Annotated in this window: 15 protein-coding genes; 2 read left to right on the forward strand and 13 right to left on the reverse strand. The window is 69.7% G+C overall.

Features of this window, described 5'->3' with window-relative positions; all coding sequences use genetic code 11:
• Window positions 1–31 precede the first annotated feature (31 nt).
• Window positions 32–829 (forward strand): 2-oxo-tetronate isomerase, encoded by a 798-nt coding sequence (gene otnI / locus IB269_RS20075; protein ID WP_192368085.1) that lies wholly within the window; start codon window positions 32–34, stop codon window positions 827–829.
• An 85-nt stretch (window positions 830–914) separates the two neighbouring features.
• On the opposite strand, the gene IB269_RS20080 is transcribed toward otnI, so the two are convergent.
• The 10 genes from IB269_RS20080 to IB269_RS20125 all read right to left on the reverse strand — a co-directional run bounded on the left by IB269_RS20080 (window position 915) and on the right by IB269_RS20125 (window position 10192).
• On the reverse strand, window positions 915–1286 hold the full coding sequence (locus IB269_RS20080; protein ID WP_012204656.1) for an oxidoreductase: 372 nt from the start codon (window positions 1284–1286) through the stop codon (window positions 915–917).
• A 321-nt stretch (window positions 1287–1607) separates the two neighbouring features.
• Window positions 1608–2039: a hypothetical protein gene (locus tag IB269_RS20085; protein ID WP_192368086.1), complete on the reverse strand. Its 432-nt coding sequence runs from the start codon at window positions 2037–2039 to the stop codon at window positions 1608–1610.
• Between the two features lie 143 nt (window positions 2040–2182).
• Window positions 2183–3688 carry a cobyric acid synthase gene (locus IB269_RS20090; RefSeq protein WP_192368087.1) on the reverse strand — a complete coding sequence of 502 codons (1506 nt, stop codon included), beginning with the start codon at window positions 3686–3688 and terminating at the stop codon, window positions 2183–2185.
• Window positions 3675–4718 carry an aminotransferase class I/II-fold pyridoxal phosphate-dependent enzyme gene (locus IB269_RS20095; RefSeq protein WP_192368088.1) on the reverse strand — a complete coding sequence of 348 codons (1044 nt, stop codon included), beginning with the start codon at window positions 4716–4718 and terminating at the stop codon, window positions 3675–3677. Before IB269_RS20095 ends, IB269_RS20090 begins: the two co-directional genes overlap by 14 nt.
• A complete protein-coding gene (gene cbiB, locus IB269_RS20100; RefSeq protein ID WP_192368089.1) occupies window positions 4715–5809 on the reverse strand; it encodes an adenosylcobinamide-phosphate synthase CbiB in 1095 nt (364 codons plus the stop codon). The genes IB269_RS20095 and cbiB overlap by 4 nt, the downstream gene beginning before the upstream one ends.
• A complete protein-coding gene (gene bluB, locus IB269_RS20105) occupies window positions 5806–6513 on the reverse strand; it encodes a 5,6-dimethylbenzimidazole synthase (protein ID WP_192368090.1) in 708 nt (235 codons plus the stop codon). The genes cbiB and bluB overlap by 4 nt, the downstream gene beginning before the upstream one ends.
• A 39-nt stretch (window positions 6514–6552) precedes the next feature.
• Window positions 6553–7122 (reverse strand): cob(I)yrinic acid a,c-diamide adenosyltransferase, encoded by a 570-nt coding sequence (gene cobO / locus IB269_RS20110; RefSeq protein WP_013803210.1) that lies wholly within the window; start codon window positions 7120–7122, stop codon window positions 6553–6555.
• Between the two features lie 63 nt (window positions 7123–7185).
• Window positions 7186–7842, reverse strand: coding sequence for an aspartate/glutamate racemase family protein (locus tag IB269_RS20115; protein WP_192368091.1), 657 nt, complete (start codon window positions 7840–7842; stop codon window positions 7186–7188).
• 17 nt (window positions 7843–7859) lie between these two features.
• Window positions 7860–8777 (reverse strand): amino acid ABC transporter substrate-binding protein, encoded by a 918-nt coding sequence (locus IB269_RS20120; RefSeq protein WP_192368092.1) that lies wholly within the window; start codon window positions 8775–8777, stop codon window positions 7860–7862.
• Between the two features lie 71 nt (window positions 8778–8848).
• Entirely contained in the window at window positions 8849–10192 is a 1344-nt protein-coding gene (locus IB269_RS20125; RefSeq protein WP_192368093.1) for an aspartate aminotransferase family protein, read from the reverse strand.
• A 160-nt stretch (window positions 10193–10352) separates the two neighbouring features.
• On the opposite strand from IB269_RS20125, the gene IB269_RS20130 reads away from it, so the two are divergent.
• Complete coding sequence (locus IB269_RS20130; protein ID WP_180317560.1) at window positions 10353–11231, forward strand: MurR/RpiR family transcriptional regulator; 879 nt, start codon at window positions 10353–10355, stop codon at window positions 11229–11231.
• Here the strand turns inward: IB269_RS20130 and IB269_RS20135 are convergent.
• The 3 genes from IB269_RS20135 to IB269_RS20145 are packed head-to-tail and all read right to left on the reverse strand — an operon-like array spanning window position 11228 to window position 13832.
• Window positions 11228–12037: an aminoglycoside phosphotransferase family protein gene (locus tag IB269_RS20135; protein ID WP_192368094.1), complete on the reverse strand. Its 810-nt coding sequence runs from the start codon at window positions 12035–12037 to the stop codon at window positions 11228–11230. The genes IB269_RS20130 and IB269_RS20135 overlap by 4 nt on opposite strands.
• A 17-nt stretch (window positions 12038–12054) precedes the next feature.
• On the reverse strand, window positions 12055–12852 hold the full coding sequence (locus IB269_RS20140) for an ABC transporter ATP-binding protein (protein ID WP_192368095.1): 798 nt from the start codon (window positions 12850–12852) through the stop codon (window positions 12055–12057).
• A complete protein-coding gene (locus IB269_RS20145) occupies window positions 12849–13832 on the reverse strand; it encodes a FecCD family ABC transporter permease (RefSeq protein WP_043819441.1) in 984 nt (327 codons plus the stop codon). Before IB269_RS20145 ends, IB269_RS20140 begins: the two co-directional genes overlap by 4 nt.
• Between the last annotated feature and the right edge of the window lie 14 nt (window positions 13833–13846).

A 13846-nucleotide genomic window follows, 5' to 3' on the forward strand; every position in this document is an offset into this window, starting at 1 on the left:
ACACTCAGCCTCCGTTTTCAGGAAAGCCTTCATGCCCCGTTTCGCCGCCAACCTGTCCATGCTCTACAACGACCTGGACTTTCTTGACCGCTTCGAGGCCGCCGCGCGCGACGGCTTCCAGGCCGTCGAATACCTGTTCCCCTACGACTTCGCCCCCGAGCAACTGGCCCGGCGCCTGCAGGACCACGGCCTGCAGCAGGTGCTGTTCAACGCCCCGCCCGGCGACTGGAGCGCGGGCGAGCGCGGCCTGGCCTGCATCCCTGGGCGCGAGGCGGAATTTGCCCAGGGAATGGAAAGCGCCGTGGCCTACGCCCAGGCCCTGGGCTGCCCGCGCATCCACGTCATGGCCGGGCTCAAGCCCGCAGGCGCCAGCGACGATGCCCTGCGCGCCACCTACATCGCCAACGTGCGCCATGCCGCACGGCTGGCCGCGCCCCACGGCATCGCCATCCTGCTGGAGCCCATCAACGGCCGGGACATGCCCGGCTTCTTCCTGAGCCGCCAGGACCAGGCCCATGCGCTGCTGGCCGACATCGCAGAGCCGAACGTCCAGGTCCAGATGGACCTCTACCACTGCCAGATCGTCGAAGGCGACCTCGCCATGAAGATCCGCCAGTACCTGCCCACGGGCCGCGTGGGGCATATGCAGATCGCAGGCGTGCCCGAACGCCACGAACCCGACGTCGGCGAGGTCAACTACCCCTACCTGTTCCGCCTGCTGGACCAGCTGGGCTACGACGGCTGGATAGGCTGCGAATACCGCCCCGCGCGCGGCGCGGCGGCGCACGCTACCAGCGAGGGGCTGGGGTGGATGAAGGAGTGGCTGTAGCTGTAGCGTCTGCTGCGGCAGCCCGTCATCCGCCAGGCACAGGAGGATGGGGCGGATAGCTGTCCTGCGTATCCGCCGCCTGCGTTCAGGAGTACTCCAGATCGCTGTGCTTGCCGACCACCAGCCGGCCGGCCGACAGCGACATCATCAGCAGCGCAATCGCCTCATGCATGATCAGCGTGTGCGTGTTGCCGGTCTCCACCATCTTGCTGCGCAGCGATTCGCGCACCTGCAGGGAGCCGGTCACGTCGATGATGATGTCCACCGCCGCGTCCACCAGTTCCATGAACCGTGTGGTGACCGGCACGCCGCGCGCGCGTGCCAGTGCGATGCCGGGCTGGTTCAAATCCAGGTCGGCCACCCCAAGCAACTGCACGAAGGGCGCGTCCAGCAATTGCTGCAGCAAGGGAGTGCCGGTCTGCCCCGCACCAATGACCACGATCCGAAAGGCTTGCATGGGATGAATCCTTTTTCCATATGGGAAGTACGGCGCCATCATAGAAATGCCTTGCCGGTGCGCGCCGGTCCGGGACAGGTGGAATGGGTTTGTATGACCCAGATCAAATCCGGCGGACAGGGGCGTGGTGGCGGGCCAGGTCTCAGCAGGGACCACACCACAGGCTGCTGACGCGGGAGCCTGCATTCCAGAGAGTGCATGGCCTGAACGTGGTGCTTCTGGCCTGAATGCAGCTGCCGGTGCCGCCTGCATTCGCCCACAAAAAAACCCGCCGGCTTCGTGGCCCGGCGGGTTTTCTCAGGTGAACAACAGCCAGCGCTGTTATTGCCTTACAGGAACCTGCTCCGTGTACTCGCGCAGCACGCCGCCGCCTTCGACGGAGCCGCTGACCTGGCCGTCCTTGACGCGCTCCACGCAGGAGCGGCGGTCGCCTTCGTTCTTGAAGACATCGCAGCGGGCCACGGCATTGCGCTGGAAGTGGTCGCCCGACTGGACGCCGCCTCGGCGCGATTGCTCCTGGACGGCTGCAGCCTCGTGCTGTGCCGGGTCGCGGCGGTCATAGCCGCGCTTGGCGGGCCCCTTGGGCTCGGCGTGCTTCTTATGGTGGTGGTGTTGCTTGGCCTTTTCCGCAGCGGGCGGCGGGGGCGGCATGCCATCGGGGCCAGGTGCGGGCTGGGCAGTGGCCAGTCCGGCCATGCCAAGCACGGCGGCGCCAATACACAGCTGCAGGGGACGAATCCATGGGTTTTTCATAGCTTCACTCCATTCCTCGTGAAAAAAGTCAAGGCCCAAGCATGCGTGTTTTCCAGCTCCCCATTTATCGGTACAGCACGGCTGCGCATGCAGGCCATGGCCTACAGCTTGCCGTGCCCCCTGCAAGCGGCCCCTGACATGGGTCAAGCCTGGTGCGCAAACCAGCGCTGCACGCCTTCGGCCATGCGTGCGAAGACGCTGTCCAGCGTGGGCACCTCGGCGCCCCACAGGGCGCGCAGCACCTCGGCGTTCTCGAACAGGCCGTGCCAGTAGCAGCCCGCGATGCGGCCATCGGGGCTGTGCCACAGCAGGCCGGGCACGGGCTCGGCCACGGCACTGCCAGCGGCCACCATGTCGGGGCGCACGCTGGTCTGGCCGTGGTGGATTTCATAGACCTGTGCCTGCACGCCAGACAACGGCGCCAGCGCACCCGGCAGCGGGGGCAGTTGCACGCTGGCGGGCAGCACGGTCTTGTCGGGCGCGAACAAGGTCGTCAGCGGCAGAAGGCCCAGGCCGGCTGCGTTGCCGTCCACGCCATGCAGGTCGATCAGCGCCTCGCCCAGCATCTGCAGGCCGCCGCAGATGCCCAGAACCTGCCGGCCTGCCGCAGCGTGTGCAGCAACGGCGGCATCTAGGCCCTGGGTCCGCATCCAGGCCAGATCGGCAGCCGTGGCCTTGGAGCCCGGCAGGATGATCCAGTCGGCGCCTGCCAGCTGGGCCGGCGTGCGCGCCCAGGCCACGCGCAGGCCCGGCACCTGCAGCAGGGGCTGGAATTCGTCGAGGTTGCTGATGCGCGGGTAGGCGACGATGGCGATGGTGGTGTGCACGGCGCGCCCCGCCCCACCTCCAGAGCCACGGTCGTCAAAGACGCCATCCTCCTCCGGCAGGCCATGCTGGAACTGCATGGGGATGGTGGCCACGGTGGGCACGCCGGTGCGCTCCTGCAGCATCTGCGGGGCGGGCGCCAGCAGGCTGGCGTCGCCCCGGAACTTGTTGAGCACGAAGCCGCGGATCAGCGCCTGTTCTTCCGGCGGCAGCAGGGCCCAGGTGCCGTAGAGGTGGGCGAAGGCGCCGCCCCGGTCTATGTCGGACACCAGCAGGCAATGCGCGCCGCAGTGGCGCGCCACGCGCATGTTGACGACGTCGCTGGCATGCAGGTTGATCTCGGCCGGAGAGCCGGCGCCTTCGATGACGATCACATCGTTGTCGGCACGCAGGCTGTCCAGCGCCTCGGCGATCTGAGGCCAGACGCGGGCGCTGCGGCCGCGCCAGGGCAAGGCCGAGAGTTCCTCGCTGACCCGGCCCAGCAGCACGACCTGGCTGCGCATGTCGGCCTCGGGCTTGAGCAGCAGCGGGTTCATGCGCACATCGGGCGCGCAGCCTGCGGCCAGGGCCTGCAGGTACTGTGCCGTGCCGATCTCGCCCCAGGCACCACCCGGCGCGGAAACCACCCGCGCGTTGTTGCTCATGTTCTGCGCCTTGAAGGGCGCCACCTTGTAGCCCTGGGCGCGGTACCAGGCGCACAGCGCGGTGGCCACCCAGCTCTTGCCGGCACCGCTGCTGGTGCCCAGCACCATTACGCACAGCGCGGGGCGCTGGCCGGGCGTGGGCAGGGGCAGATTCACGGCAGCGGGTTCATTCGATTGCATGGTGTTTCTCCATTGGCTGCCAGGCAGCCAGCAAGGCGTTCTGGGATGCGGGCGCCAGCACGCCCATGCGCACGCAGCCGGGCAGGCCGAAGCTGTCGCAGTCGCGCAGCTTGATGCCCTGCGCGCGCAGTTGGGCCAGACGCGCCTGCATGGCGTCGCCCTGCTGGGCTTGCGGCCAGCGCGCCACAAAGTAATTGGCCTGCGAGCCGGGCAGTACCTGCCAGCCCAGGCGCTGCACCAGATCGAGCTGCTGTGCCTTCCAATCGCGCAGCCGTTGCAGGCTTTGCGCCAGCCATTGCCGGGTGGCCGGTGCGGTCCAGGCCGTGAGCATGGCCTCGCCATGGGCGCCCACGGGCCAGGATGGTGACAGGGCACGCAAGGCATCAATCTCGTCGTGCGGCACGGCTTCGGGCGCAATGGCGTAGGCCGCGCGCACGCCGGTCATGCCAAGGGCCTTGTTGGGAGTCCACATCTGCCAGGCATCGCGCACCTGGGAGGGCACGGCGGGTTCCATGCCCGGCTCCAGTCTGAGGGGCGCATAGGCGCAGTCGATCACGCGCCAGGTGCCGGGCGGTGCGGGCTCGCTCCACAGGGGCCAGACATCCTCGGGCTGGCCCAGCGGGCTCGATGGCGCGCAGGCCCAGTGCAGGCCGGGGCCGGCCTCGGTGATGCCGTCGCGCGCGGCCTGGTGCAGGCGCCACACCTGCGCCGCGTGGGCGTAGTCGCCGTAATGGTGGGCCGGCAGGCTGGCGACGGCCGCGCCCTCGCGCGCTGCATGCATGGTGATGCGGTGGATGAAGTCGCTGGCACTGGCCGCAATGACAATGCGCTCGGCCGGCACACAATGAAAATCCGCCAGCCGTGCGCGCAGCGCCGTGTAGTGCGGGTCCGGGTACTGGGCCGCGTGGGCCTGGGCCAGCATGTCCAGCGCCTGCGGACAGGGTCCGAAGGCATTGCGGTTGGTGGAGAAATCGTGCGCGGGCACGCCCAGCGCATCCGTGCCACCGTGGGTGACTGGGATCGGTTTCATGGTGTCTTTCCTGCCATCGCCCATCCAAGGACCAGGGCGGCGGCCAGCGCTGCAGCCACCAGCATGGCGACCACGCGGCCCGCATGCGCCACGGCCTGCTGCAGCTCGACCGCCTGCGGCACGCGGCCTGCGGGGTTGAGCACATAGACGCCGGGCTTGCCCAGGCGCACGCCCAGCAGCCTTGCCATGGCGCCCATGGGCCAGCCGCCGTTGGGCGACGGGGTGATGCGCGCGTCCTGGCGCAGCGCACCCCAGCCCGGCCGCCGGCCAGCGGCCAGGCCGGACAAGGCCAGCAGCAAGGCGGTCAGGCGCGCCGGTATCCAGTTGAGCAGGTCATCGGCACGCGCCGTCCATTTGCCGGCCCATTGCCAGTGGCGCCGCTCATCGCCCTGCCCGCGCCAGCCCGGGTAGCCCCACATGGCATCGGCCGTATTGGCAAAGCGGTAGAGGGCCGCGCCCGGCAGGCCGGCCACGGCAAACCAGAACAGCGGCGCCAGCACCGAGTCGCTGAGGTTCTCGGCCAGGGTTTCGATGGCGCTTTCGCGCACCTGGCCTGCGTCCAGCTGCGCCGTGTCCCGGCTGACCAGCCAGGTCAGGCGCTCGCGGCCTGCGGGCAGGGATTGCTGCAGCGCGGCTTCCACGGCCAGCACCTCGTCGCGCAGCATGCGCCAGGACAAAAGCGGCTTGAGCAGCACGCCCAGCACCAGGGCGCCCAGCCACCAGGGCATGGGCGGCAGCAGCCACTGGATGAACGCGTAGATGGCGAAGAACAGCAGCGCCAGCAGGCACCAGGCGACGGCGCCCAGCGCAAAGCGTGGCCAGTCGCGCACATGTTCTTCGCGGGGGGCAATTCTTCCCCCAACCGCAGCCAGCAGCCGGCCCATGGCGACCACGGGGTGCATCCACACGGGCGGCTCGCCCCAGAGCCGGTCGATCAGCAGGGCCACGGGAACAGCCAGCGCGGCGGCCAGCGCGTGGCGCGCCCAGGGTTCGGCTTGGGCCTGGGCCTGCGGCTGCGACAGCGCCTGCCAGCACCACCACAGCGGGCTGAGCGCGGCGCCCAGCAGTTGCCAGGAAGGGCTGTCGCTCATGCCTGCGGTTGTGGGGCGGCGGCGCGCTGGCCCCAGAAGTCGTCGTAGAGCATGTCCTGCAGCGGTGCGCGGCTGGCCCACTTTTGCTGCTGCAGCATGGGCTCGGCATAGTAGGCCGACACGGGGCCCAGGCACAGCACGGCCAGCGGCCGGCTGCCCACGGGCATTTGCAGCAGCGCGGCCAGCACCTCGGGATCGAACAGCGAGACCCAGCCCAGCCCCAGCCCCTCGGCACGCGCGGCCAGCCACAGGTTCTGGATGGCACAGGCGGCCGAGGCCACGTCCATCTCGGGCAGGGTGCGCCGGCCGAAGACATGGGCCTCGCGCCCTGGCGGCATGGCCACGACCAGAACCTCGGCCGCATCCAGCACGCCCTGGACCTTGAGCTGCATGAAGTCTTCCTCGCGCTCGCCCAGCGCACGCGCGGTCTGCAGGCGTTCCTGCTCGATCACGGCATGGATCTCCTGGCGCAATTGCGCATCACGCACGCGGATGAAGCGCCAGGGCTGCATGAAGCCGACGCTGGGCGCATGGTGGGCGGCGCGCAGCAGGCGCAGCAGCACCTCGGGCGCGACTTCGCCGCCGCAGAAGTGGCGCATGTCGCGCCGCTCATGGATGGCGCGGTAGACGGCTGCCCGCTCGGCCTCGGCAAAGGGTTGGGCGGGAATGGTCTCTGGCGCCCGGGATTGCGTTTCGCTGCTCATGCCGCCATTGTCCGCCGCAGGCCGGGCCTGCGGGCGGCATCAGTCCTCAATACCACGCTGGGCGGGAATGCCGGCCTGGAAGGCGTGCTTGACCAGTTCCATGCGCGTGACGGTATCAGCCACGGCAATGATTTCCTCGGGGCAGCGGCGGCCCGTGAGCATGACGTGCACATGGCGCGGGCGGTCGGCCAGGGCCTGCAGCACAGGCTCCAGCGGCAGCCAGCCATAGATCAGCGGATAGGTGATTTCGTCGAGCACGACCAGGAAGTGATCACCCGAGAGGATGGCGGTGCGCGCACGCTCCCAGCCCTCGCGCGCGATCTGGGCCGACCGCTCATGGTCCTGGCTCTTCCAGCTGAAGCCGTCGCCCAGTCCCTCGATGGGCATGCCCAGCTGCTCGAACATGCGGTGCTCGCCAAACCGCGCCGTGGGCACCTTCATGAACTGGAAGATCTTGACGGACTTGCCCCGGCCATGCGCGCGCAGGGCCAGGCCGAAGGCCGCCGTGCTCTTGCCCTTGCCGTCGCCGGTGTTCACCAGCACCAGGCCACGGCGTTCGCCTTCGGGCTTTTCATAGGGCTTTTCCGTCGGGGCCTGTTCGATCTGCATGGGTCTGTCATCCTCAAAAGTTGCACGCGCTGCGGCGGGCATGCGCCGCAGCGGAGCGCCACTTTAACCGAGGCGGACGCCCAGCCGGCGCTGCAGGGCACGCACGGCGCTGTCCACCGTGGTGAGCACGGGCAGGCCCGTGGCGGCCTCGCAGGCGGCGCGGGCACGCGCCATGCTGAACTGGGCCAGCGCAATGCGCGTGCAGCCGCGCGCGGCCAGGGCCCTGGCCTGCTCGACCACCAGGCGGTCATGCGTGGCGGTGTCGCCCCGGTTGAGCGCGTCCATGGCGCCATCGGCCAGGGCGGGCACGAGTTCGATGCCAGCAGGAAACTCCGGCGGCATGGACTGCAGCGTGGGCGCGAAGCTGGAGATCAAACCCAAGGCACCCCGCTGGCCCTGCACGGCCTCCTCGATCATGGCCTCGTTGGGCTTGAGCACGGGCAGCGGCGCGTGGCGCGCGGCCACGGCCTCAATGCAGGGGCCAAAGGCCGAGCAGGTGAACAAGATCCCCTGCGCGCCCGTGTCCACGGCGTACTGCGCCAGGCGCTGGAAGCGCTCGTGCATGGCGGCGTCCAGCCCGCGCCCGTTGCGCGCCAGGTCGGCCGAGAGGCTGTCGTCCAGCAGGTTCATGCGAACCGCCTCGGGCCAGTCGCGCGCAAAGGCTTCGTTGATGGGAGCGACGGAGTGGCTGAGGGCGTGGATGAGGGCGATGCGGGTCATGGATGCGTGCAATAAGTTCAGATGCCCTTGGACGAGGGATGGGCGAAGGCCTCGCGCGTCTCGGCGTTGAGCGGGTAGTTGATGTTGATGTTCCTGGGCGGGATGGGCGACATGAACCAGCGGTTGTAGAGCTTTTCCATCTCGCCGGACTGCATCATGCCCGTCACCACGCGGTCCACGATGGCCTTGAAGCCGGCATCGTCCTTGCGCAGCATCAGCGCCTGGTTCTCGGTGCGCAGGCTTTCGCCGGTGATCAGGTAGTCCTGCGGGTTCTTGGCATTGGCGATCTGGCCGGCGAGCAGGATGTCATCCAGCACGAAGGCCTGGGCACGGCCGCTCTCCACCAGCATGAAGGAGTCCGAATGGTCCTTGCCCGAAAGGTTGGTGATGTCGAGGTTGCGGCCCCGGTCCGCCTCGCGCAACAGGCGAAAGGACGTGGTGCCCGCCGTCGTCGCCACGGTCTTGCCCTGCAGGTCGGCGACGGAGCGCAGCCCCGAGTCCGCGCGCACCAGCATGCGCACGTTGTAGCGGAAGATATCCGGCGAGAAGGCCACCTGCTTTTGCCGCTCCACCAGGTTGGTGGTGGAGCCGCACTCCAGGTCCACCGTGCCGTTGGCCACCAGCGGGATGCGGTTGGCCGAGGTCACGGCCTGATAGCGCACCTGCAGTGCGGGCAGCTTGAGCTGGGCCTTGACCTCGTCCACGATGCGCCGGCAGATGTCCATGCTGTAGCCCACGGGCTTGAGATCGCCATCCAGATAGGAAAAGCCGAACGAGGACTCGCGGTAGCCCAGCGTGATGGCCCCGGCCTGCTGGATCTTGGCGAGCGTGCCGCTGTTCTGGGCATGGCTGGCAGCCAGCGGCAGCAGCGCGGCGATCAGGGCGCTGGTCACGGCCAGGGCCGTGCGCTTCAGGGTCGGGCGGGATGGGGTCATGGGGACACTCCTGTGGCGGGGTTGGGGAAAGCGTGGGAAAGCGAGGAAGTGCGCGCGAGCGCAGGAACGGATCAGAGAACCTGGGTGAGTGCGGCCTCGATGGACTCGGCCAGGCGCGTGGCGATGGTCTGCAGCTGTTCCCGCGTGGCGATGAAGGGCGGCGCCAGCAGCACGTGGTCGCCCGCACGGCCATCGGCCGTGCCGCCGCCGGGGTAGCACAGCAGTCCGCGCTGCATGGCTTCGGTCTTGATGCGGGCGTTGAGCTTCAGGCCCGCATCGAAGGGCGCCTTGCTGGCGCGGTCGGCCACCAGCTCCACGCCCCAGAAGAAGCCGCGCCCGCGAATGTCGCCAACGTGCTCGCCCGCGCGGCGGTGGCTGCCCAGGGCCTGCACCAGCATCTGCCCGAAGGCTTCGCCATCGGTACGCACCTTGTCCAGCAGGCCGTCGCGCCGTATCACGCGCTGCACGGCCAGCGCCGCCGCGCAGGCCACCGGGTGGCCCAGGTAGGTATGGCCGTGCTGGAAGAAGCCGCTGCCGCGCGACATGGTATCCACGATGCGCCACTGCGCCAGCACCGCTCCCACGGGCTGGTAGCCACCGCCCAGGCCCTTGGCCACGGTGATCAGGTCGGGCACCACGCCTTCCTGCTCGCAGGCATGCAGGGTGCCCGTGCGGCCCATGCCGCACATGACCTCGTCCAGGATGAGCAGCACGCCGTGGCGGTCGCACACCTCGCGCACGGCCTTGAAGTAGCCGGGCACGGGCGTGAGCACGCCAGCCGTGGCGCCGCCCACGGTCTCGGCCACGAAAGCGATCACGCTGCGCGGGCCGTGGACGCCGATGGCCGCATCCAGCTCGTCGGCCAGGCGCTGGCCGTATTGCTCTGGGGTTTCATCGTCGCGCTGGTCGCGGTAGGCATTGCAGGGCGAGACATGGGTGGCCGGCACCAGGATGGGCGCGAACGGCGCGCGCCGCCAGGCATTGCCGCCCACGGCCAGCGCACCCAGCGTGTTGCCGTGGTAGCTCTGGCGGCGCGCGATGAAGTGCGTGCGCTCGGGCTGGCCGATCTCCACGAAGTACTGGCGCGCCATCTTGAGCGCGGCCTCCACGGCCTCGGAGCCGCCGCTGACCAGGTAGGCGTGGCTGGTACCTTCGGGCGCGCCGCGCACCAGTTCCTGCCCCAGTTCCTCGGCCACCGCAGTGGTGAAGAAGCTGGTGTGGGCATAGGCCAGCCGGTCGATCTGGTCATGCATGGCGGCGATCACGTCGGGATGACCGTGGCCCAGCGAGGACACGGCCGCACCGCCCGAGGCATCGATATAGCTGCGCCCCTGCGCGTCGCGGATTTCCAGGCCGCTGGCGGCGACGGCGACGGGGGGCGTGTGGTGCAGGTGACGATGGAACACATGGCTCATGGCAGTTCTTTCAAGGAACAAATGTTTCATCGCATTATTTGACGGAACATTTGTTCCGTCAACAGAGATTTCAACCACAGCCGTTCCAAGCCGGCCCGCGCCTGGGCTACAGTCGGCGCAGCCAACACCGCCCTTTTCCCCTCCTTTCTCCTGAAAACCCATGTCCGTTCAAGACGACATCCGCCAGCGATTTGCCGAGCTGAGCCCGGCCCTGCAACAGGTGGCCCGCTTCGTGCTGGAGCATCCCAACGATGTGGTCACGGCCTCCATGCGCAGCGTGGGCACGCGCGCCGGCAGCCCGCCCGCCACGCTGGTGCGGTTTGCGCAGTGGCTGGGTTTTGACGGCTGGCCGCAGCTCAAGCAGGCCTTCGCGCAGGACATGGGACTGGGCAGCGACGAGGCCTACGGCCAGCGCGCCAAGGCCCTGGTGGGCCGCGCTGGCGACCATGACCTGGTGGGTGAGACCTTCGAGGTGCACCGCCGCAATCTGGAGGCCACCGAGCGGCGCCTGGGCGATGCGCTGCAGCAGGCCTGCGCACTGCTGGAAAAGGCCCGCAGCGTGCATGTGGCGGGCTTTCGCGCCAGCTACCCCGTGGCCTTTTCCTTCGTCTATGTGTACCGGCTGCTGCGCGCCAGCGTGCACCTGCTGGACGGCCAGGGCGGCACGCTGGAGATGCAGTGCCGCGCCATGGAGCGCGGCGACGCATTGCTGGTAGTCGCCTTTGCGCCCTACTCGCGCGAGGCGCTGGCCGTGGCCCAGGCCGCCAGGGACGCGGGCTGCCGCATCGTGGCACTGACCGACAGCCCCGCCTCGCCCCTGGCGCTGCTGGCCGACGCCACGCTGCTGTTTTCGCTGCACAGCCCGTCGTTCTTCCCCTCCATCACCTCGGCCGTGGCGCTGTCCGAGGCCCTGGTGGAACTGCTGGCCAGCCGCGCCGGCAAGGGCGTGGTGCAGCGCATCGACCAGGCCGAGGAGCAATTGTTTGCCAGCGGCGCGTATCTGGAGGCACCTCGGTCGAGGAAAGCCGTTCGCGACTAGCCCAGGGCCGAAGCCGCCATTTGCGCCACAGCCATCGCAGCGCCAGGATCGTCACCGTCTTCCATGCTCCAGACGGCAGACAGCCCCGACCAGGCCAGCACCCATTGCAGCAGGCGCCTTTGCTCCATGCCCGAGACTTCGGCAATGGTGGCCATGCGGCGCGCAAAGCGCCCCGGCGCCAGTGCGCTGGCGCGGTCGGGATTGCTCAGGATGTTGGCGTAGTCGAAGCCGCGCTCGCCATGCAGGCCCTTGGGGTCGATGGCCAGCCAGCCCAGGGGGCCGAAGTCCAGCACATTGCCGTGGTGAAGGTCACCATGCAGCACGGTCACGTCGCGCGGTACGGCCAGCAGCTCGCGCGCCGTGGTGGCGCACAGGCCGAGCAGGCTGGCTGGTTCATCGGTCTTCACCAGCAGGGCCTGGAACCATTGCGTCAGCGGCACCAAAGACGGCAAGGGCCGGGCGCTCGGCAGGTGCTGGTGCAAGTGCAGGCGCGCGGCGGCCGTGCACAGGATGCGCGTGGCCTCCTCATCGCGCGCGCCACGGGCCATGTCCACCAGCGAATCGTGGCCTGTGGCGCGCAGCATCAGCAGGGCCGGCCCTTCCTGGGCCAGCACAGGCGCGGCGCCGTCGCCATTCCACCAGGCCATCAGGCGGGCGCCGGCCACCTCTTCGGGCGCCAGCGCAATCTTGAGCATGGCGGGCGTGCCGCCCTGGCGCACGGGCAGCAACACACCGCGCGGCGTGGACAGGGGCTGGCCATCGATGGTCAGAGCCCAGCGGCTCAGATACGGCGCATGGAGAGACATTTTTTTCTAACAGGCGATCAGGGAGCCGCAGCTTGCCCCCGCAGCCGTGGCAGGGCCAGCCACTGCCCGTCGATGGCGCGGATGCGCAGCCGGTGCTCGAACACGGCCTCCAGCGCCGCATGCGTGGCCGCGTCGGCGCAGGCGCCCTGATGCATCACCTGCCCCTTGTCGAGAATGACCAGGTCCTGGGCCTGCAAGGCCATCGATATCTCATGCAGCACGCTGACCACGGTGCAGCCCTGGGCGACCAGGGCCTGCACGCATTCGAGCCAATCGGCCTGGTGTGGCGGGTCGAGGTTGGCCAGGGGTTCGTCCATCAGCAGCACGCGGGCTTGCACGGCCAGGGCGCGCGCCAGCAGCACGCGCTGGCGCTCGCCGCCAGAGAGACTGCCCACGCTGCGCGTGCGCCAGTCCCAGCCCTGGGTCTGGCGCAGGGCCTGCTCCACGGCGGCATGGTCTGCCTGGCTGGGCGCAGCCAGCCAGCCCTGGTGCGGCAGGCGGCCCAGCATGACCACGTCATGGACCCGCATGTCGCCGGCCACGGGCTGGTTCTGGCCCAGCCAGGCGAGCGAGCAGGCCCGTTCGCGCGCACTCCATTGCCGCAGCGGGCGGCCCAGGAGCTCCACCTCGCCTTGCACACCAGCGCCGGACTCCATGCCCGCCAGGGCGCGCAGCAGCGTGGATTTCCCGGCGCCATTGGGGCCGACGATGGCGGTCCAGCGGCCGGCGGGCAGGGCCAGGCTCAGGCCGCTGAGGACCTGTCGATCGCCCAGGCGAACCTTCAGGGCGCGCGCTTGCAGGGCGGGGGCCGTCATGCGCCCTCCCCGCCGCGCAGGGCGTGGCGGCGGTGCATGAGCCACAGCAGGTAGCTGCCGCCCAGCAGGGCCGTGAGCGCGCCCACGGGCAGCTCCTGCGGGGCGATGAGCCAGCGCGCCAGCAGGTCGGCGGCCAGCAGCAGCACGGCACCCATGCCCGCGCTGAGCACCAGCAGCCAGCGGTGCATGGACCGCACCATGGAGCGCACCAGATGCGGCGCGGCCAGGCCGACGAAGGCGATGAGCCCGGTCTGCGCCACGGCCGTGCCCGTGGCCAGGGCCAGCAGCAAGATGAGCACCATGCGCAGCGGCGCCAGCGGCAGGCCCAGGCTGTGGGCCGTGGCCTCGCCCAGGGACAGGCCGTCGAGCACGCGGCCCAGGCACCAGGCGCCCAGGGTGGTGGCCAGCAGCACGGCCAGCATCAGCGCGCAGGCGCCCCAGCCGATGAAGGAGGTGCTGCCCAGCATGAAGGCCTGCATGGCCTGCATGATGTCCGGGTTCATCAACAGCACCAGGGACGCGGCCGCGCCCAGAACCACCCCCACCACCACGCCGGCCAGCAGCAGGCGCATGGTGTTGTGCACGCCCTGGGCCAGCACCAGGGTCAGCAGCACGGCCAGGGCCGCGCCCGCAAAGGCCGCGCCCGTGACACCCAGGCGCGCAAGGCCCGCCAGTGCGAAGGGCGAGGCGCCCAGCGCCGCCATGCTCAGCGCCACGCCCAGCGAGGCGCCGGAGGCACTGCCCAGCAGATAGGGATCGGCCAGCGGGTTGCGGAACACGCCCTGGGCGATGGCCCCGGCCAGCCCCAGCAGGCCGCCGGCCAGCCACGCGCCCGCCGTGCGCGGCAGCCGGATCTCGGTGACGATCTGCCAGGACAGCGGATCGCTGCGCGCCGCCCACACGCTCTCCCAGCCCGTGCTGCCCACGCCCGCGCCCAGCAGCATGAGCAGGGCACTCACGACCAGCAGGGCCAGTGCCATCCAGGGCGCAGCCA

It is taken from the genome of Delftia sp. DLF01 (assembly GCF_014852125.1).
Lineage (GTDB): Bacteria > Pseudomonadota > Gammaproteobacteria > Burkholderiales > Burkholderiaceae_C > Comamonas > Comamonas acidovorans.